Origin of the sequence: Pandoraea sp. 64-18 (assembly GCF_001899225.1) — a bacterium.
In the GTDB taxonomy this organism is placed as follows: Bacteria; Pseudomonadota; Gammaproteobacteria; order Burkholderiales; family Burkholderiaceae; genus Pandoraea; species Pandoraea cepalis.
Genome location: NZ_MKVU01000008.1, coordinates 16,332 through 35,600 on the forward strand (window position 1 = coordinate 16,332; position 19,269 = coordinate 35,600).

The following is a 19,269-nucleotide window of genomic DNA, read 5'->3' on the forward strand; positions in this document are numbered from 1 at the left end:
CCGCGCATCATGACGGTGCCGCCCCCACCTTCGCCTTCGATATCGCCCCCGCCCGGCAGCCGCTTGCCGCCGGTGGTGCGCGTCGCCGACGTGACACTGCGTTACGGCCGCAAGACGGTCGCGTTGGACAACGTCAGCCTGGACCTCCCCGCCCATGGCATAGTCGGTCTGATCGGTCCGGACGGCGTCGGCAAGTCCACCCTGCTGTCGCTCATCGCGGGTGCGCGGGTGGTGCAAGCGGGCACCGTCGAAGCGCTCGGCGGCGACATGGCGAGCAAGGCGCATCGCGACCGCGTGTGTCCGCGCATCGCCTATATGCCGCAGGGACTCGGCAAGAATCTTTATCCGACGCTCTCCGTCGAGGAGAACCTGCAATTCTTCGCGCGGCTCTTCGGTCACGATGCCCCGGAGCGGCGCCGCCGCATCGATGACCTCACGCACAGCACCGGCCTGCATGCGTTTCTCGACCGGCCGGCGGGCAAGCTCTCGGGGGGCATGAAGCAGAAGCTGGGGCTGTGTTGCGCGCTGATTCACGATCCCGATCTGCTGGTGCTCGACGAGCCCACGACCGGCGTGGATCCGCTCGCGCGCGCTCAGTTCTGGGAATTGATCGCGCGCATTCGTCGCGCGCGACCGACGATGAGCGTGATCGTCGCCACCGCGTATATGGATGAGGCACAGCGCTTCGACTGGCTCGTCGCCATGGACGCGGGCAGGGTGCTCGCGACCGGCACGCCCGCCGAGTTGCTTGCGCACACGCGGCGAGACACCCTGGAAGCGGCGTTCATCGACCTGCTGCCTGCGGAGAAAACGCGCGGCTACGAGCCCGTCGCGATTCCGCCGCTGCCGATCGACGAACACACGGAGATCGCCATCGAAGCCAAGGATCTCACGATGCGCTTCGGCGATTTCGTTGCGGTCGATCACGTGGACTTCCGCATTCGTCGCGGCGAGATCTTCGGCTTCCTCGGCTCGAACGGTTGCGGCAAGACCACCACGATGAAGTTGCTCACCGGCCTGCTGCAAGCGAGCGACGGCCGGGCCTGGCTCTTCGGTCACGAAGTCGATCCGAAGGACATCGGCACACGCCGCCGCGTGGGCTACATGTCGCAGGCGTTCTCGCTCTATACCGAGCTGACGGTGCATCAGAACCTCGTGCTGCACGCCAGGCTGTTCCATGTGCCCGAGGCCGAGGTCGGCGCACGCGTGGCCGAGATGGCACGTCGCTTCGGTCTGGCAGACGTGCTGGGCGCACTGCCCGACACCCTTGCGCTCGGCATGCGTCAGCGCCTGTCGCTCGCCGTGGCGATGGTGCACAAGCCCGAACTGTTGATTCTCGATGAGCCGACGTCGGGCGTCGATCCCATCGCGCGCGACAACTTCTGGCGTCTGCTGGTGGCACTGTCGCGCCGGGATCGCGTGACGATCTTCATCTCCACGCACTTCATGAACGAGGCGGAGCGCTGCGACCGCATCTCGTTGATGCACGCGGGCAAGGTGCTCGTGTCCGATCCGCCCGCGAAGATCACGCACGACAAGGGCGCGGCCACGCTCGAGCAGGCCTTTATCGAGTATCTCGTGGAAGCAGGTGGCGGCGCATCGCTGGCGCCAGCGTCGCCTGACACGTCCACCCCGCCTGAATCATCTGTCATCGTCGAAACGGCGCCCCCTCGGCACAAGGCATTCTCGCTCGGCCGCCTGCTCAGCTATCTCTGGCGCGAGACGCTGGAGCTGCAGCGCGACCCGGTGCGCGCCACGCTTGCGCTGGTGGGCTCGCTCGTGTTGATGCTGGTGATGGGCTACGGTATCAGCATGGACGTGGAAGATTTGCGCTACGCCGTGCTCGACCGCGACCAGACCACGTTGAGCCAGAACTACGCGCTCAACATCGCGGGGTCGCGCTACTTCATCGAACAACCGCCCATCAAGGACGACGCCGATATGGACCGGCGACTGCGCGAAGGCGACCTGGCGCTGGCCATCGAGATTCCGCCGGGCTTCGCTCGCGACGTGTTACGCGGCAAGGCGGTCGAGATCGGCGCATGGATAGACGGGGCGATGCCGATGCGCGCCGAGACGGTGCAGGGCTACGTGCAGGGGATGCACCAGACCTGGCTGGCGGATCAGTCATTGCACCGCCTCGGCGCGCGTCCGACGTCGTCGCTCGACATCGAGATCCGATATCGCTACAACCCCGACGTGAAGAGCCTTCCCGCGATGGTACCGGCGGTGATTCCGCTGCTCTTGCTGATGCTGCCTGCCATGCTTACCGCCCTGTCCGTGGTGCGGGAGAAGGAGCTCGGCTCGATCCTGAACCTGTACGTGACACCGGTCACCCGCACGGAATTCCTGATCGGCAAGCAGATTCCGTACGTCGCGCTTGCCATGCTGAACTTCCTGCTCATGGCGCTCATCGCCGTGACGCTGTTCGGCGTGCCGATCAAGGGAAGCTTTCTGACGCTCGTGAGCGCCGTCTTCATTTTCAATGTCGTCGCCACGGGCATTGGCCTGCTGGCATCCACTTTCACCCGCAGCCAGATCGCGGCGCTGTTCTTCACGATGATCGGCACCATGATTCCGGCGATCCAGTTTTCCGGGATGCTCACGCCGGTGCCCTCGATGGAGGGCTCGGGCCGGATCATCGGCGAGATCTATCCGTCGACCTACATGCTGATCATCAGCCGCGGCGTGTTCAACAAGGCGCTCGGATTTGCCGACCTCGGCAACGCGTTCTGGCCGTTATTGATCGCCGTGCCCGTGGTACTCGGCTCCACGATCCTGCTGCTCAACAAACAGGAGAGGTGATGGCAGGCCCGACGCTCCCGCCGGCCTCGCGTCGCGAGGCACCGCCGCAGAACCCGCATCCGTGGCCGCGGCATCTGGCGAACATCTATCGGCTCGGCATCAAGGAGCTATGGAGTCTGGCGCGCGATGTGACGATGCTGGTGCTCATCGTCTATACGTTCACGGCATCGGTCTATTCCGCAGCGACAGCACTGCCCGACACATTGCATCTTGCGCCGATCGCGATTGTGGACGAAGACGCTTCACCGCTCTCGCAGCGCATCGTCTCGGCGTTCTATCCGCCGCAGTTCACCCCGCCGCGCATGATTACGGCGGACGCCGTCGATCGCGGCATGGACGAAGGCGCGTTCACGTTCGCGTTGAACATTCCGCCGAATTTTCAGCGCGACGTGCTGGCGGGACGTGCGGCCGAAGTCCAGCTCAATGTCGACGCCACGCGCATGAGTCAGGCGTTCACCGGCAGCGGCTATGTGCAGCAGATCGTTTCGGCAGAGGTGCGCGAGTTCCTCCAGCGATACCGATCGAACCTCGCATTGCCGATCGATCTGGCGTTGCGCGTGCGCTTCAACCCGACGCTGGAGCGCGCGTGGTTCGGCGCGCTCATGGAGATCGTCAACAACATCACGATGCTCTCGATCATCCTCACGGGCGCCGCCCTCATTCGCGAGCGCGAGCACGGCACGATCGAGCATTTGCTCGTCATGCCGGTGACACCGACCGAAATCATGGCGGCGAAGATCTGGTCGATGGGATTGGTGGTGCTGATCGCCGCCGCGATGTCGCTTTGGCTGATCGTGAGCGGTGCGCTGCATGTGCCGATCGGCGGGTCGGTGGCGCTGTTCCTGCTGGGAGCAACGCTGCACCTGTTCGCCACCACGTCGATGGGGATTTTTCTTGCGACGCTCGCGCGGTCGATGCCGCAGTTCGGCATGCTGCTGATTCTGGTGCTGCTGCCACTGGAAATGCTCTCGGGCGCGAACACGCCGCGCGAGAGCATGCCGCCGCTGGTGAAGGACATCATGCTGGCCGCGCCCACCACGCATTTCGTCGAGCTGAGTCAGGCGATCCTGTTCCGAGGGGCCGGGATCGGCGTGGTGTGGGTGCAGTTCATGGCGCTCGCGCTCATCGGCGCCGTGCTCTTCGCCGTCTCACTGCGACGGTTTCGTCGCACGCTCAGTTCGATGGCTTAACGCGTACGATGGGTGGGATAGGTGCGATGGGTCGCTCATCAGCCAACGGGCACGTACAGCCGCGCCAGCAACCCCCCGCCATCGCGCGACGCAAACTCGAGCGTGGCGCCAAAGCGCGAGGCGATGGCCTGCACGATGGAAATCCCCAAACCCGACCCCTCACCCTGCTGCCGACCCTGATCGCCGCGCCAGAAACGCTGGCCCAATCGCATCGCCTGCTCCGGCGCCAGGCCCGGACCCCGGTCTCCTACCACGATGCAGTACTGCCGACGATGGTCGTCCATCCCTACCGTCACTTCGATCGGACACTCCGCCGGGGAATACCGCAACGCGTTATCCACGAGATTGCGCACCGCCGTGCCAAGCATCGAACGAGGGATCGGTGTGCCCCCGTCTTCGCACGACATGCTGAATGCGATCCGAGGTACGTCACGACGGACCGGGGCCCCATTCCGCCACTCAGACAGTGACCCAACTCGCAGCGGAACGGGGCCCCGATCCGTCTCCTCCCCCGCGGCAAGAACGCCCTCCAAAACCTCGCGCACCGACTTGCACGCCTGCGGCGAATGCTCAGGCGCCTCCGCACGCGCAAGCGTCATCATCTGATCCAGCGTATGCCGCAAGCGACGCACGCCCACCCCCGCCTGATGCAACGCCCGCCTGGCCGGCTCGCCCTGCGTGAGCTCCGCCACCTGCAAGTGCGTGTCCACCGCCGTCAAAGGCGTGCGCAATTCGTGTGCCGCCGCATCGGTGAACGCCCGCTGATACGCCATCGCCTGGGTCAGCCGGTCCAGCCACCCGTTAAGTGCCGAGACGACCGGGCGCAGCTCGGTCGGCGCACGCCCCAGGTCGATGGGCGCCGTGTCGTCGACGTGCTTGCGACGCAACGCCAATCGCAACGCATCCAACGGCAACAACCCGCGTCCAATGCCGACCCACAACGCCATCAAACCACCCACCACCGCAATCATGAACGGCACTCCCACGGCTCGCAGCAACGCACCCGTGAGCGCGGCCCGCTTGTCGAGCCCGTCGGCCGTCATCACCTGATACCCGCGTTCGTCCTGCAACACGTAGATGCGCCAACGCTTGCCTTCGAACACCATGGTGCTCAAACCCAGCGGCAATGACCGCTCGGCCGACTGTGGCCCGCCCTCGGTGCGCGCCAGCACCGCACCATGCACCGACCGGATCTCGCATGCAATCCCATCGTCGCTGCCCACACGAATGACGTCGCCCCAGTCGGCGTTGCCAACGCCCGGGGCAAGCGGCGACAGCGCAGCCCGCGCCAACAGTCCCGACACCATCCGGGCCGACATCGCAAGGCGCTCGTCGAGTGTCCGGTCAAGATTGGCTTGCACCCCTCGCATCATCCACCCCGCCACCGCAGCCCAGAGCACGACAAGCGCCACGCCGGCGATCAACACCGCACGCAAACGAAGACTCATGACAACGCCCATCCCAATCGGTAGCCCAGGCCCCGCGCCGTCTGAATGACCCCGCCCCCCAATTTTCGACGCACGTTGTGAATGTGTACGTTCAACGCATTGCTGCCCAGTCGGTCGGTCAACCCATACAGCCGCTCGTTCAACATGTCGGGCGTGAGCCACCGGCCTCGACAGCTCGCCAGATGCGCCAGCAAGTCGACTTCCTTGCGCGAGAGTTCGACCGGCTCGCCATCAAGCCACGCCAGTCCGCTCGCCGGCTCCAGCCGCAGCGGCCCGGCCTCGATGATCGGGGCCGCACGCCCCTGCACCCGGCGAATCAACGCATGCAGTCGCGCCGCCAACTCACGCAGGTCGAACGGCTTGACCATGTAGTCGTCACCCCCGCGATTCAAGCCGGCAATGCGGTGCTCGATGCCGTCGCGCGCCGTCAGGATCAGGACGGGCACGTCGCGCTCCATCGCGCGAATCTCCGACAGAACGCCGAGGCCATCGCCATCGGGCAATCCCAGATCGAGCACCAGCGCATCGAACGTGTTCTCCGCATGTGCCGCCACCGCCGCCGCACCACACGCCGCATGCTCGACCGCGATTCCCAGCGCGTTCAGCCCCGCGACAATGCCGCTCGCAATCAAGTCGTCGTCTTCCACCAACAGCACTCGCACGATTCCGCACCTCTTGTGAATATCGCGCCATGTTACGTACTTTGCGTAATGAATTGGACGGCGATCCCGCGGGTGTCGGCTTATCCACCACACCCGGCCCAAGCGTTAGCGCTCGTTAACTCTCGGTTAATCGGCGTAGGCCACACTCTTGCCTGCTTAGGGATTTCCGCGGGAGAACAGATTTGCTACGTCGCGCTTTTTTCATGTTTGTGATTTTTCTCGGTGCGATCGGCTGGACGCGCACCGCCGATGCCTTGCCCTGGCAGATCACGCCGAAATTCCTGGAAGCGTCTCAGGTGCTGACGCTTGCCCCGGTCAGCCACGTTGACGGCCGGTTCGAAGTCGTCGGCCAGATTGCCAAGGATTACTACGTTTACCGTCATTCGCTGCGTGCTGAGGATGCGTCGGGCAGCCCCGTGGCGCTGACGCTCTCGGCAGGGTCGACACACACCGATGAGTTCTTCGGCGAGACGGAGATCTATACCGGCGATGCGTTGCGCATGCATCTGCCCGCAACGACACCCGGTCCGGTAACGCTGCACTGGCAGGGCTGCGCCGACGCCGGCATCTGCTATCCCCCGCAAACGATGACGATCGCCTTGCCCGCCGGGATGGCCTCAGGCGCAGCCATCCCGGCGAACCCGCCCACCTCGGCCAGTCCGGTTGCCTTCGGCACCTCCCGGATGCCGACTCCCCCTGATATCCCAGCGACGCGCGCCGCCGATAACGCTGCGCCTCTCGCACAGGACCAGGCTGCAGCGCAACGACTCGCCTCGCTGGGCCCCATCACCGGCACGCTGCTGTTCTTCGGCTTCGGCTTGCTGCTGGCCTTCACGCCGTGCACGCTGCCGATGATCCCCATCGTCTCGACGATGATCGTGGGCAATCGTCCGGCGCCGTTGCGCGCGCTCGCACTCTCGCTGTCGTACGTGTTGGCGATGGCGCTGACGTATGCGTCGGTGGGCGTCGCGGCGGGCTTGGCCGGCGCGAACTTGCAGGCGACGTTGCAATCACCCTGGCTGCTCGGCGCCTTCGCGGGGCTCTTCCTGGTACTGGCTGCGTCGTTGTTCGGTCTGTTCGAGCTGCGTCTGCCGGCGTTCGTGACGAATCGACTCAACGCCCCCGGGCAGCCGCGCCCCGGCGGCAGCCTCGTCGGTGCGGCCGCACTCGGCCTGCTCTCGGCGCTGCTCGTCGGCCCCTGCATGACGGCCCCGCTGGCCGGCGCCTTGCTCTATATCGGTCAGACGGGCAACGCGTGGATGGGCGGCTTCGCGCTGTTTGCACTGGGTGTCGGCATGGGACTGCCGTTGCTGGCCATCGCGCTGTTCGGCTCGCGGATTCTGCCGCGTCCGGGAGCGTGGATGGTCCGCGTGCGAATCGCGTTCGCCTATGTCATGACGGGCATGGCCATTCTGATGCTGAGCCGCTTCCTTCCCGGCAGCGTCAGCCTGATGCTGTGGGGCGCGCTCGGCCTCGGTCTCGCTGTCGGGCTCGGCGCGTGGGCATGGACGCTACGCGGCCAGTCGGCAGGATGGACGCTGTTGTTCGCGTCGTCGTTGGCCGGCATCTGGTCCGTACTCATGCTCGTGGGCGCCGCGTCTGGCAGCGACGCGGTACTCAGTCCTCTCGCACGGGCGAACGCGTCAGTCACGCATGGCGCGGCTGCGCAGAGTGGCACGCGATTGAACTACATCGGCGTCAAGTCTGCCGAGGATGTCGATGCGCGCATTGCTCAGGCGGTCGCGAAGGGGCAATGGACGTTGATCGACTTCTACGCCGACTGGTGCGTGAGCTGCCATGTCATCGAGCGCAATGTGTTCGGCGATCCGGAGGTCGCGGCTCGCCTGGCGACGATGCAAGTGCTACGCCCGGACGTGACGAAGAACGACGCGATCGATCGGGCTCTGATGAAACGGTGGGGGGTGCTCGGTCCGCCCACGCTCATTCTCATCGATGCGAACGGTCAGGAGGTGCGCGCGCAACGCATGGTCGGCGAGCTGGATGCGCGCAGCTTCCTGCGCCATCTCGACGCAGCGGGGAACGCATGACCAGCAGCCTTGGCCCGTTCTCCATACCGACGGTCGCCGTGGCCGCAGCGGCGTTGCTGGCCTGGCTCGTCGCGCGCTACCTCCTGCGCGGCACAGATGCCACGGCACGCCGCACGGCGGCGAGCCTGCTGCTCGACGCGCTCTTCATCGGCCTACTCGCCGCGCGCGCCGCCTATGTGCTGCGCTGGTGGCCCGACTACGCCGCCGCCCCGCTGTCCATTGTCGCGATTGGCGACGGCGGGTTCACGGTTTGGGTCGGACTGCCCGTCGCACTGGGCTGGGCGCTGTGGCGTGTGCGCCGTGATGCGTCAGCGCGTCGCCCGATGCTATGCGGCTTCGTCGCGGGCGTGGCACTCTGGGGCGCCGCACAGGTTGGGCTGGGCGCCCTGCAGCGCACCGCACCGCCGCTGCCGCCGCTGACGCTCGCGACAATCGACGGCCGGCCCGTGGCGCTCGACGCCTATCGTGGCCGCCCCGTCGTGATCAATCTGTGGGCAAGTTGGTGCCCACCGTGCCGTCGCGAAATGCCCGTACTGGAGAAGGCCCAAGCGGACTATCCCGACGTGACGTTCCTGATGATCAATCAGGGCGAAGCCGCGCATACGGTCGAAGCATTCGTGCAATCGCAAGGGCTGGAATTCAACCACCTGCTGCTTGATCCCGCATCGCAAGCCATGCAGGCAGCGAGCGCGCGCGCACTGCCCACCACGCTGTTCTACGATACGCAGGGCCGTCTGGTCGAAGCGCATTTGGGCGAACTGACGGCGGCGCGTCTGCGCGACACGCTGCAACGCCGCCTTCATCGAGCTCCGGCGCCGCCGGCCCCCTAGGCGAACAACCCTGGCCCGGGCGTCGCAGAATCGTCGAACGACCGCCGCTGCGGCACGTACATTCTTGCGAAAAATGGCTCGATCTCGCGAGAAACCCGTCGATCGACTGCTTTTTGCGACGCCCCGCCCACGACACCCCGCAGATACTGCTACAATCCTCGTCACTATGATGTCGTATCAGTCTTCCCCCCTCCTCTGGTCGCCTCTGACCGCCGCCCTGCGCTGGTGGCGGTAACCCGCCACGTCTATCTCATCCCCATAGCGCCCTCCCCCGCGGATCGCGAACTCAACGTGGGGGCACGCTCAGGGGGAATTCGCAAATCTCATGCGTTCGACAATCCTTTGTCACCCGACGAACAGGGACCATCATGCTGCTGATGATCGACAACTACGACTCGTTTACTTACAACATCGTCCAATACTTCGGTGAATTGGGCGAAGACGTGCGGGTCTTTCGCAACGACGAAATCACGCTCGACGCCATCGCCGAACTCGCCCCCGAGCGCATCTGCCTCTCGCCGGGTCCGAGCTGTCCGGCCAACGCGGGCATCACGCTCGACGTGCTCAAGCGCTTCGCCGGCGAGATTCCGATTCTCGGCGTCTGCCTCGGTCATCAGGCGATTGGCGAAGCGTTCGGCGGCAAGGTCGTACGCGCCAAGCAGATCATGCACGGCAAGGTGAGCGAGATCGAGACCACGCAACAAGGCGTGTTCGCGAATTTGCCCAAGCGCTTTACCGTCACGCGTTATCACTCGCTGGCCATCGAGCGCGCATCGCTGCCCGACTGCCTCGAAGTCACCGCCTGGACGGACGACGGCGAGATCATGGGCGTGCGTCACAAGACGCTCGATGTCGAAGGCGTGCAGTTCCACCCCGAATCGATTCTGTCGGAGCACGGCCACGACGTGCTGCGCAATTTCCTGCAAGCCGCACCGCGCGCGGCGCAGGCTGCATGAGCGCCGCCCCGAGCGTGCCACCCGAGCCACCCGAGCCGATCCGACCGACGAGAGAGCAAGCCATGATTACCCCGCAAGAAGCCCTGCAGCGCACCATCGAGCACCGTGAAATTTTCCACGACGAGATGCTGCACCTGATGCGTCTCATCATGAAGGGCGAGATTTCCCCGGTCATGTGCGCGGCCATCATCACCGGCCTGCGCGTGAAGAAGGAAACCATCGGTGAGATCGCCGCAGCCGCGCAAGTGATGCGCGAGTTCGCCAACCATGTCGACGCCCCCCCCGGCGAGCATTTCGTCGATATCGTGGGCACCGGCGGCGATGTGTCGCATACGTTCAATATCTCCACCGCGTCGATGTTCGTGGCAGCAGGCGCGGGCGCCAAGGTCGCCAAGCACGGCAACCGCGGCGTGAGTTCCAAGTCGGGCAGCGCCGACGTGCTCGAGGCCCTGGGCGTGAACATCATGCTCTCGCCCGAGCAGGTCGCCGAGTGTCTGCGCGAAGTCGGCATCGGCTTCATGTTCGCGCCGAACCATCATCCGGCGATGAAGAACGTGGCGGCCGTGCGCAAGGAAATGGGCGTACGCACGATCTTCAATATTCTCGGGCCGCTCACCAATCCGGCCGGTGCGCCGAACCAGTTGATGGGCGTATTCCACCCCGATCTGGTCGGTATCCAGGTACGCGTGATGCAGCGTCTGGGCGCCGAACACGTGCTCGTGGTCTACGGCAAGGACGGCATGGACGAAGTGTCGCTGGGCGCCGCCACGCTGGTGGGCGAGTTGAAGGACGGCAAGGTCACCGAGTACGAGATTCATCCCGAGGACTTCGGCCTGCAAATGGTGAGCAATCGCGGCCTGAAGGTCGGCAGCGCCGACGAATCAAAGACGATGTTGATCGAAGCACTCGACAACAAGCCGGGCACCGCGCGCGAGATTGTCGCGCTCAATGCCGGTACCGCGCTGTATGCCGCCAACCGTGCGGCGTCGATTGGCGAAGGTATCCAACTGGCGCGCGAATCCATCGCCAGCGGCGCGGCGCGTGCGAAGCTCGACGAGTTCGTCGCCTTCACGCAGCGATTCAAGGGATAAGGCGTGACGCCGGTACCGCCAACGGTACCCCGTCGGCCCCTCCCGATTTCGATTACGACGGGCATCTTTTTCGATGACGCCCGTCACATTCAGTAGCCCCCGAGTCATCCATCGATATGTCTACCGTTCTCGACAAGATCCTGGCCGTCAAGGCTGAAGAAGTCGCCGCTGCGAAGCGCGTGCGTGACCTCGCGAGCCTGCGCCGCGACGCCGAAGCCACCGTCGCCGACAGCGCGCTGCGCACGCGCGATTTCGTGGGGGCGGTGCGCACCAAGCTCGACGGCGGACTGCCCGGCGTAATCGCCGAGATCAAGAAAGCCAGCCCGTCGAAGGGCGTGATTCGCGAGCATTTCGTCCCGCCGGAGATTGCCGAGTCGTATCAGAAAGGCGGTGCGGCCTGCCTGTCGGTGCTCACCGATGTGCAGTTCTTCCAGGGCTCGCCCGAGTATCTGAAGGCCGCGCGCGCCGCGTGCGATCTGCCGGTGCTGCGCAAGGACTTCATGATCGACGCCTACCAGGTGTATGAAGCGCGCGAGATGGGCGCCGACTGCATTCTGCTCATCGCCGCGGCGCTGGAGCTCGCCCATATGCGCGATCTGGAAGCGCAAGCCCACGCGCTGGGCATGGCGGTGCTCGTCGAAGTGCACAACGGCCATGAACTGGACGCCGGGCTCGAACTGAGCACGCCGTTGCTGGGCATCAACAATCGCAACCTCCACACCTTCGAAGTGTCGCTCGATACCACGCTCGGACTGTTGAAACACATTCCGGACGATCGCGTGGTCGTAACGGAGTCGGGTATCCTGTCGCGCGACGACGTGACGCGCATGCGTGCAGCGGGCGTCAATGCCTTCCTCGTCGGCGAAGCCTTCATGCGCGCGCCCGACCCGGGTGAAGCCCTCGCCACGCTGTTCGACATGCCCCGCTGATCCCCTGCCACGCGCCACGCGAGCGATCGGTGGCGCGGCGTCCCCCCCCTCACAGGAGCGGCCCCGATGGCCATCGAACGCGAACTCAAACTGGCCCTCCCGGGCGACCTGTCAGCCGAGCGCGCCGACGCGCTGATTTCCCATCTCGACCGTTTGCCCGGGGCAGAAGCCCGCGGGGAGCGGCATCTCGTCAATCGCTATTTCGATACGCCCGCGCTGGCGCTCGCGCAAGCGAAGGCCGCGCTGCGGTTGCGTTTCGTAGCGCGCGACGGCCACCCCGGACAATGGCTGCAAACGCTCAAGTCGGTGGGTGAGGCCCGCGATGGACTGCATGTGCGTCACGAGTGGGAGCAGGCGGTGCGGGGCGAAGCGCTCGAACTCGCGCCGCTGATCGCCGCTTGCGACGTGCCCGGCACGGCGGATTTGCTGCGCGCCGAGGGGGCGAATGTCGTCGCCCAGTTCGAAACGAATTTCGTGCGACGCCTGTGGCGCTATATCGCAGGGGACGGCACGGCGGTCGAGATCGCCTTTGACCGGGGCGAAGTCGCGGTTGAGGCCGGCGGCAAACGCCACACTGAGCCGCTCGTGGAAGTCGAACTGGAATTGCTCGACGCTCCGGAAGACGACCGCGAGGGTCAAGGCGAACGCATTCTGCACGCGCTCGCGCAGGAATTGCGCGACGTACTGCCCGAATTGCAGAGCGACAATGTGAGCAAGGCGCAGCGCGGGTATCGTCTGCGGCAAAAGGTGCTCAGTCGCTGAGCGTCGCGCGCGGACACGCGCACGATGCACGCGTCACTCTCCCAAGTCCACTCAACCGACTCATCGCATGACCTCACGCTCACGCGCGGCATCCCCATCGCCTGCCGATGAACGGCAACGCTCGCTGTTCGACGACCCGGCGCCAGTGGCACGAACGAACGACACGGCGGCTTCGCCGCAGCCACCCGCCGATGTCGCTGGTGTCGCTGCTCCCACCGTTTCCGCCGCGCCGTCACCGCGTCGACGCGGTCGTCCGCCGAAAGCGGGCGCGCCGGTGAGGTCTGCATCGACGCCGGTCACAGCAATCGCCCAGTCGGTTGCCGCGAGCGCTGACGCCGCCGGCCCGCTCAAGGGGCGCATCGAGGATCAGTTCGCCGCGTTGCCCCACGACTGGCAGACACTGGTCGCGCCGTTCGTCGAAAGCGAGGCGTACGCGCCACTGTGCCGTTACGTCGACGCCGAAGTCGCCGCCGGCAAGACGGTCTACCCAGCGGACATCTTTCACGCGCTGCGCATGACCTCGCCCTCGGACGTGAAGGTCGTGATCCTCGGGCAGGACCCCTATCACGGTGACGATCAAGGCATCGCGCAGGCGCACGGTCTGGCGTTTTCCGTGCAGCGCGGTGTGCGCGTGCCGCCGTCGCTGAGAAACATCTACAAGGAAATCGAGCGCGATCTGGGGATCGTTGCGCCGCCGCACGGCAATCTCGATGCCTGGGCGAAGCAGGGTGTGCTGTTGCTCAACACGACGCTGACCGTGGAAGCGGGCAACGCGGCGAGTCACGCGAAGCCGTTCAAGAAGGGGGGATGGCAAGCCTGCACCGACACGTTGCTCAAGGGGCTGGCCGCCCGGCAAGGGCCGCTGGTGTTCCTGCTGTGGGGCAGCCATGCACAGGCCAAGGCGCCGCTGCTTGCCGGCCACGATCATCTACTGCTTGAAGCCCCCCACCCCTCGCCGCTCTCGGCGCATCGCGGCTTCCTGGGCTGCGGCCACTTCAGCGCCGCCAATACCTTCCTCGAACAGCACGGCAAAACGCCCATCGACTGGCGCCTGCCGGCGTAAGGGCCATGCGGGGAGACTCAGTCGCGCGATGATTCGGTGATGGGCGTTAGTGTGCCCATCGCGCCTTGTTGATAGCGTCGCGTGAGCGCGACGAGATCGCTCTCGTCGCGCGCTGCGAAGTTGCCGCGATAGACGACGGGTTCAGCGAGCGGGTCGCCACCGGCGAGCATGAGCCGCGCCCCGGTGCGCCCGGCCAGTTGCCACGCACCGGGTGGCAGCAACACCGCCTGCGCGCCGCCGCCTTCCGCCCGTAACGTGTGATGGGCCAGCGCCACCTCGCCCTGCGCAATCAAGGCGACCCACCGACGGCCGTCGCAAGGGATCGTCAAGGTGCGCAATTCGTCTTCGCGCCAGTCGAGCTGTAGCAGCGTCGTGCGCTCACCTTCCATACCGGCGGCATGGGCGACATGACGCTCGCCCCACTGCCCGCAGATCAAACTCAGATCGACGGCGCCTTCACGCCAATGCGACATGGCATCGGCGCGGACTACGGTCTGCACGGGTGCGCCGTGCGCATGGCGGCCGGCACGGCTCACGATCATCCGCAGGCCGCGCGCCGTGCCATGGGCGTTCTCGGGAGCGTCCTCATGCACGGTGCCGCAGTTGGCTTCGAGCCATAGCAGGTCGCCGGCACGCAGCCTGTCGTCGCCCTGATGGGCGTGGCGGCAGCGCAGCGATGTCGTCGACTCGGGGAACAGGTAGGTCGCCACCGCGCATCCGGCATGCGGATGTGGCGGTATGCACGCGCCATGACGGCGGAAGAGATCGATCGACAAAAACGGATCCGTCTCGGCGACCTGATCGAAAACACCCGCCCCCGCCGCCGCGGCACAACGGGCGGGTCGGGTGACGGGAAGCACGCGCGGGATGGCGCTCGCGTCGGCATGAGCCGCCGGTCGCTTCGTCTGACGCGGATGCAAAGGCGTCGGATGGGCCATGGAGGTACCTGCGCGTGCGGGAGAACAGCCGTGGCAACGCAATCAGCAGCGTCGCCCCGGGGGCTTAGAGCGCGGCGATGGCTTCGCGAGCATTCGCGAACCCGGCAGCGGCCGATTCCGGACCGCGAGCCAGACCTTCCGCGAAGATGAACGTTACGTCCGTCATGCCGAGGAAGCCGAGAATCGTCTTGAGGTACGGCGTCTGGCTGTCGGCCGGCGTGTCCTTGTAGTTGCCGCCGCGGGCGAATGCCACGATCACCTTCTTGCCCTGGATGAGCCCTTCCACGGTGCCGTCTTCACGATAGCGGAAAGTCACGCGGGCACGGGCGATCCAGTCGAAGTACGCCTTCAGTTGCGACGGCACTTGGAAGTTGTACAGCGGCACGCCGAACACCACGTAGTCGGCCGCCTGAATCTCGGCAATCAGTTCGTCGCTGCGGGCGATGATGGCGTTTTGTTCGGCCGAGCGTTGGTCTTCCGGCGTGAAAAACGCGCCGATGACGGCTTCGTCCAGATGCGGTACGCCATCGGCCAGCAGGTCGCGCACGACAACCTTGGCACCCGCGTGCTTCGCAACCAGTTGCGCCACAGATTCGTTGGCGAGCGTGGTCGAGTTGGCACCTTGCGAGCGGGCGGCGGAATTGATTTGGAGAATCGTGGTCATGTCTCTGGCTCCTGAGCCTGGGGGTTCGAAAATCCGTTCGCGCTGGGCCCCGTCTCGGGATGGCCGTGAATGGCGCGTCGGCTTGGTATGAATTCTAGTTACCCACAAAAATGAAACAAGCCGGTAAAATCGAATTGTTTGTTCCTATTTTGGAACAATGCGCGCCATCCCTTTCCCCTTGCTGGATGGCCGCATCACCGAGGAGCGCGCGATGATTGACGATCTGAATGACATGCTGATCTTCGCCGAGGTCGTGCGTTCGGGCAGCATCACCCGGGCCGGCGAGCGGCTCGATCTGCCCAAGGCAACGGTGAGTCGGCGTCTGTCGCGACTGGAGATGCGCCTTGGCACGAAGTTGCTGCACAAGACCACACGGCGGCTGGAGCTGACCGAAGTCGGCGAGGCCTATTACGAGCGTTGCCTGCCGATTCTCGAGGAAGTGGAAGAGACGCGAGATTTCGCCTCGCAGCTCTCGAGCAAGCCGCGCGGACGGCTTCGCATCACGGCGCCCGGCGACTTTGCGGCGCAGTGGCTGGCGGTGCCGCTTGCCACGTTCTGCGCGGCCTATCCCGAGATTACGGTCGATGTGGATCTGAGTTCGCGACAGGTCGATCTGATCGCCGAGCGCATCGACGTCGCCATCCGCGCCGGACAACTCTCCGACTCCACCCTGGTGGCGCGCCCCCTCCTCGCGCTCACACGCAGTCTGTATGCCAGCCCGCTGTATCTGAGTGCGACGGGGTTGCCCGCCACGCCCGACGAGCTGGCGGGCCATCGCTTCGTGATCCTGCAAGGCGCGCGGCGTCTGTTCAACTCGGACACGCTGCACAAGGGACGTCAGCGCGCCGACATCACCATGCACGGGGCGATTCAGGTCAACAGCATGGGGATGGTCAAGGAAATGACGGTGGCGGGCAGCGGCATCGCCGCCCTGACGGATATCCTGGCCGAGGATGCGTTGCGCACCGGCCGTCTCATCAAGGTGCTGCCCGAGTGGTCGTTACCGTCCAGTCCGGTGCATCTGGTCACGCCGTCGCGACGCTTCCTCCCGCGCAAGACACAGGTCTTCATCGAGCACATGCTCGCGGTTGCCAAGTCGTGCCCGGAGGAAAACCGGGACCCGCGCGTGCCGGGCCCGGCGCTAGGATAAAGCGCTCGGCCGCTCAGGCCGACAGCCACTTGTCACGACGCTGTGCCGCGGCGCGATCGCGCGTCTCGGCGATGCGGTATTTCGAAATCTCCGGCGCGTCGAGCGTGAGCGCGGTCTCGCGCAGGGCGTCGCGGCGGAACGCGTGGACCGTCACCCGGTCGCCCGGGCGATATCGGTCGAGCAGCTTGTCGAGATTGGCCTGCGTGACGCGCAGACCGTCGATGGCGACCAGCACATCGCCCGCCGACAATCCGGCCGCTTGCGCCGCGCCCCCGTCGAGCACCTGCGAAAGCGTAAGGTCGTCGCCGCGCTTTGCCGTCTTCACCCCCAATGCAGGACGGCCGTCCTCGGCCTTGACCGGTTCCAGCGTGAGTCCGACGCGTTCGAGCAGCGTCTTGATTGGCAGATCGCGCGTGCCGTGAATGGCGGTGGCGAAGAATTCCGACAGGTCGAGTCCCGAGACGTCCTCGAAGAACGGCTGCACGGCGTCTTCGTCGATACCCACGGGCGCGCCGCGATAGAAGTCGCGGCCAAAGCGTTGCCACAGCGCACGCATGATGTCGTCGAGCGACTTCTGTCCGCGCGTCTTCGAACGAATCGTCAGATCGAGCGCGAGCGCGACCAGCGACCCCTTCGTGTAATAGCTGACGATGGCGTTCGGTGCGTTCTCGTCCTGGCGGTAGTACTTCGTCCAGGCATCGAACGAACTCTCGGCCACGGTCTGCTTGAGACGGCCGCTGCCACGCAGCACACCCGCCACCGCCTTGGCGACGAGTTCGTAGTAATCGGCAGGCGGAATCACGCCGCTGCGCACGAGCATCAGATCGTCGTAATAGGACGTAAAGCCTTCGAACAGCCAAAGCAGCCGCGTATAGACTTCCCGATCGAGCACGTACGGGGCGAACACGGCCGGTTTGATGCGCTTGACGTTCCACGTGTGGAAGTATTCGTGGCTCACCAGGCCGAGAAAGCCCCGATAGGCTTCGCTCATGCGCGCCTGTCCCTGCACCGGCAGATCGTTGCGACTCGCGAGCAGCGCCGTGGATGCACGGTGCTCCAGACCGCCGTACCCCTCGCCGACCGTCATGAGCAGGAAGACGTAGCGGGACATCGGCACGCGCGAGCGCGAACTCGCGCCCGGCTCGAACAAACGGATCTGCGCTTCGCAGATCCTCTTCATGTCGCGCAGCAACCGATCGAGATCGAGGTTCGGCACCGGTCCGGTAATGGCGACTTCGTGCGTCACGCCGCAAGCCTTGAACGTGCCATGCACGAAGGTCCCCATTTCGACCGGCGAGTCGATCAACTCGTCGTAGTCGGCGGCCAGATAGCGCCCGAAGTCGAGCGCCGCCGTGCCTTCGGCCGGCGCGAGTGCGGTCGCGACGCGCCACGCCTTGAACGCCGCGCCACGCGCGCGCAGCACGTCGACTTCGCACGGCGCCTGTTCCTGGCCTTCGACGCGCAGGAACACGCTGGTGCCGTTGAAGAAGCCATGCGTGTCGTCGAGATGCGCGGCGCGCACCGACAGATCCCATGCGTAAACCTCGTAGGTCACGATCAGCGTGCCCTTGCACGGCGCCGCTTGCCACGTGTGCTTGTCCAGCTTGTCGAGCGCCACCTTGCGGCCGCGGCACGTCGCCCCGATCGTCACGATATTGCGGGCAAACTCGCGCACCATATAGCTGCCCGGAATCCACGCGGGCAGCGAGAAACGCTGCCCTTCGGGGGCGGGATTCGAGACCGTGACGGTCACTTCGAACAGATGCGCGGCAGGCGACTTCGGAACGATCGCATACCGGATGGCAGGCTGGGCAGACGTGGCTTTCATGAGGTGGCGGCTTCTTGTTGTCGGAACGGTCGGGCGTTGGCCAGACTGGCGAATGGACGGTTACTTGACCGTGGCGAGCGCCTTTTCCAGGGCTTCCGCGGGCACGGCGCCCGGCAGACGGCGGCCGTCGGACAGTATGATCGTCGGCGTTCCGGTCACGTTGAACTGATGCCCCAGCGCCACGTTCTGCACCACCGCGGTGTCGTCGCACTTGGCCGAGGGGGTCGGCGGCGCCTTCTTGTCGAGCATCCAGTCATGCCACGCGGTGAGTGGATTGGGGGCGCACCAGATCGCCTTCGACTTGGCGTCCGAGTCGGGGCCGAGCACCGGGTACAGGAAGGTGTAGACGGTGATGTTGTCGAGCTTCGACGTCTTGAGCGTTTCCTCGAAGCGCTTGCAGTACGGGCAGTTCGGATCCGAGAACACGGCGACCTTGCGGCTGCCGTTGCCCTTCACGTACTTGATGGCGCGATCGAGCGGCAGCTTGGCGAAGTCGATCTTGTTCAGTTCCGACTGACGCGCTTCCGTCAGGTTCTGACGCGTTTTCGTATCGACGAGGTTACCGCCGACAATCACGTATTTCGCCTTCTCGTCGGCATAGAGGATGTCGCCGCCAACGGCCACCTCAAAGAGTCCGGGGATGGGCGTACGTGCCACCGACTTGACGGGGGCCTCGGCACCGAGCGTCTTTTGCACGGCAGCCTTCACGCGGTCGAGGGCCGCGTCGGACTTGCTCTGCGCGACGGCGAACGTCGTGACAGTCGCGGCGCAAATTGTCGCCAGACCGAGCGCTGCGAGCGCCGCAGCGCGATAACGTTTCAACATCGAGTATCTCCAGAAGTGTGTCGAGCGAGAGGCGCGTCCGGACACGCCCGGTATCGACCGGAATTAGGTGACATGGCCCG

16 protein-coding genes are annotated in these 19,269 nt (G+C 65.4%); 10 read left to right on the forward strand and 6 right to left on the reverse strand.

Annotated features, from left to right (window positions below):
• The first annotated feature begins 9 nt into the window (after positions 1-9).
• Both rbbA and BGP02_RS07160 read left to right on the forward strand, forming a co-directional pair.
• Positions 10-2,805 (forward strand): ribosome-associated ATPase/putative transporter RbbA, encoded by a 2,796-nt coding sequence (gene rbbA, locus BGP02_RS07155; RefSeq protein ID WP_083902347.1) that lies wholly within the window; start codon positions 10-12, stop codon positions 2,803-2,805.
• On the forward strand, positions 2,805-3,995 hold the full coding sequence (locus BGP02_RS07160; protein ID WP_286798271.1) for an ABC transporter permease: 1,191 nt from the start codon (positions 2,805-2,807) through the stop codon (positions 3,993-3,995). Before rbbA ends, BGP02_RS07160 begins: the two co-directional genes overlap by 1 nt.
• 38 nt (positions 3,996-4,033) lie before the next feature.
• Here the strand turns inward: BGP02_RS07160 and BGP02_RS07165 are convergent, their stop codons facing one another.
• Entirely contained in the window at positions 4,034-5,443 is a 1,410-nt protein-coding gene (locus BGP02_RS07165; RefSeq protein ID WP_268566958.1) for an ATP-binding protein, read from the reverse strand.
• A complete protein-coding gene (locus tag BGP02_RS07170) occupies positions 5,440-6,105 on the reverse strand; it encodes a response regulator (protein ID WP_286798272.1) in 666 nt (221 codons plus the stop codon). The genes BGP02_RS07165 and BGP02_RS07170 overlap by 4 nt, the downstream gene beginning before the upstream one ends.
• A 203-nt stretch (positions 6,106-6,308) precedes the next feature.
• Between BGP02_RS07170 and dsbD the strand changes: the two genes are divergently transcribed.
• The 7 genes from dsbD (at position 6,309) to BGP02_RS07205 (ending at position 13,784) form a co-directional block, all read left to right on the forward strand.
• On the forward strand, positions 6,309-8,153 hold the full coding sequence (gene dsbD / locus BGP02_RS07175; protein ID WP_286798273.1) for a protein-disulfide reductase DsbD: 1,845 nt from the start codon (positions 6,309-6,311) through the stop codon (positions 8,151-8,153).
• A complete protein-coding gene (locus BGP02_RS07180) occupies positions 8,150-8,983 on the forward strand; it encodes a TlpA disulfide reductase family protein (RefSeq protein WP_286798274.1) in 834 nt (277 codons plus the stop codon). Before dsbD ends, BGP02_RS07180 begins: the two co-directional genes overlap by 4 nt.
• A 368-nt stretch (positions 8,984-9,351) precedes the next feature.
• Positions 9,352-9,939, forward strand: a complete 588-nt coding sequence (locus BGP02_RS07185) for an anthranilate synthase component II (protein WP_286798275.1) — start codon at positions 9,352-9,354, stop codon at positions 9,937-9,939.
• A 62-nt stretch (positions 9,940-10,001) separates the two neighbouring features.
• Positions 10,002-11,030, forward strand: coding sequence for an anthranilate phosphoribosyltransferase (trpD, locus tag BGP02_RS07190; RefSeq protein ID WP_017234672.1), 1,029 nt, complete (start codon positions 10,002-10,004; stop codon positions 11,028-11,030).
• A 116-nt stretch (positions 11,031-11,146) separates the two neighbouring features.
• A complete protein-coding gene (gene trpC, locus BGP02_RS07195) occupies positions 11,147-11,959 on the forward strand; it encodes an indole-3-glycerol phosphate synthase TrpC (protein ID WP_017234671.1) in 813 nt (270 codons plus the stop codon).
• 66 nt (positions 11,960-12,025) lie between these two features.
• Positions 12,026-12,721 (forward strand): CYTH domain-containing protein, encoded by a 696-nt coding sequence (locus BGP02_RS07200; RefSeq protein ID WP_017234670.1) that lies wholly within the window; start codon positions 12,026-12,028, stop codon positions 12,719-12,721.
• 67 nt (positions 12,722-12,788) lie between these two features.
• Positions 12,789-13,784 (forward strand): uracil-DNA glycosylase, encoded by a 996-nt coding sequence (locus tag BGP02_RS07205; protein WP_286798276.1) that lies wholly within the window; start codon positions 12,789-12,791, stop codon positions 13,782-13,784.
• Positions 13,785-13,801: 17 nt separating this feature from the next.
• Here BGP02_RS07205 and BGP02_RS07210 read toward each other — a convergent pair whose 3' ends face one another.
• Both BGP02_RS07210 and BGP02_RS07215 read right to left on the reverse strand, forming a co-directional pair.
• Positions 13,802-14,722, reverse strand: a complete 921-nt coding sequence (locus BGP02_RS07210; protein ID WP_286798277.1) for a pirin family protein — start codon at positions 14,720-14,722, stop codon at positions 13,802-13,804.
• 64 nt (positions 14,723-14,786) lie between these two features.
• A complete protein-coding gene (locus tag BGP02_RS07215; RefSeq protein ID WP_017234667.1) occupies positions 14,787-15,386 on the reverse strand; it encodes an FMN-dependent NADH-azoreductase in 600 nt (199 codons plus the stop codon).
• A gap of 211 nt (positions 15,387-15,597) precedes the next feature.
• Between BGP02_RS07215 and BGP02_RS07220 the strand changes: the two genes are divergently transcribed.
• A complete protein-coding gene (locus BGP02_RS07220; RefSeq protein WP_198288709.1) occupies positions 15,598-16,536 on the forward strand; it encodes a LysR family transcriptional regulator in 939 nt (312 codons plus the stop codon).
• A gap of 13 nt (positions 16,537-16,549) precedes the next feature.
• Here BGP02_RS07220 and BGP02_RS07225 read toward each other — a convergent pair whose 3' ends face one another.
• Both BGP02_RS07225 and BGP02_RS07230 read right to left on the reverse strand, forming a co-directional pair.
• A complete protein-coding gene (locus tag BGP02_RS07225; RefSeq protein ID WP_286798278.1) occupies positions 16,550-18,364 on the reverse strand; it encodes a M61 family metallopeptidase in 1,815 nt (604 codons plus the stop codon).
• A 60-nt stretch (positions 18,365-18,424) separates the two neighbouring features.
• A complete protein-coding gene (locus tag BGP02_RS07230) occupies positions 18,425-19,189 on the reverse strand; it encodes a DsbC family protein (protein WP_017234664.1) in 765 nt (254 codons plus the stop codon).
• Between the last annotated feature and the right edge of the window lie 80 nt (positions 19,190-19,269).

Coding starts and splice junctions, on each gene's coding strand:
- BGP02_RS07160 (WP_286798271.1), top strand. CDS start 2,805: ATGGCAGGCCCGACGCTCCCGCCGGCCTCGCGTCGCGAGGCACCGCCG.
- trpD (WP_017234672.1), top strand. CDS start 10,002: ATGATTACCCCGCAAGAAGCCCTGCAGCGCACCATCGAGCACCGTGAA.
- BGP02_RS07225 (WP_286798278.1), bottom strand. CDS start 18,364: ATGAAAGCCACGTCTGCCCAGCCTGCCATCCGGTATGCGATCGTTCCG.
- BGP02_RS07200 (WP_017234670.1), top strand. CDS start 12,026: ATGGCCATCGAACGCGAACTCAAACTGGCCCTCCCGGGCGACCTGTCA.
- BGP02_RS07205 (WP_286798276.1), top strand. CDS start 12,789: ATGACCTCACGCTCACGCGCGGCATCCCCATCGCCTGCCGATGAACGG.
- BGP02_RS07165 (WP_268566958.1), bottom strand. CDS start 5,443: ATGAGTCTTCGTTTGCGTGCGGTGTTGATCGCCGGCGTGGCGCTTGTC.
- BGP02_RS07220 (WP_198288709.1), top strand. CDS start 15,598: ATGATTGACGATCTGAATGACATGCTGATCTTCGCCGAGGTCGTGCGT.
- BGP02_RS07230 (WP_017234664.1), bottom strand. CDS start 19,189: ATGTTGAAACGTTATCGCGCTGCGGCGCTCGCAGCGCTCGGTCTGGCG.
- BGP02_RS07185 (WP_286798275.1), top strand. CDS start 9,352: ATGCTGCTGATGATCGACAACTACGACTCGTTTACTTACAACATCGTC.
- dsbD (WP_286798273.1), top strand. CDS start 6,309: ATGTTTGTGATTTTTCTCGGTGCGATCGGCTGGACGCGCACCGCCGAT.
- rbbA (WP_083902347.1), top strand. CDS start 10: ATGACGGTGCCGCCCCCACCTTCGCCTTCGATATCGCCCCCGCCCGGC.
- BGP02_RS07210 (WP_286798277.1), bottom strand. CDS start 14,722: ATGGCCCATCCGACGCCTTTGCATCCGCGTCAGACGAAGCGACCGGCG.
- trpC (WP_017234671.1), top strand. CDS start 11,147: ATGTCTACCGTTCTCGACAAGATCCTGGCCGTCAAGGCTGAAGAAGTC.
- BGP02_RS07180 (WP_286798274.1), top strand. CDS start 8,150: ATGACCAGCAGCCTTGGCCCGTTCTCCATACCGACGGTCGCCGTGGCC.
- BGP02_RS07215 (WP_017234667.1), bottom strand. CDS start 15,386: ATGACCACGATTCTCCAAATCAATTCCGCCGCCCGCTCGCAAGGTGCC.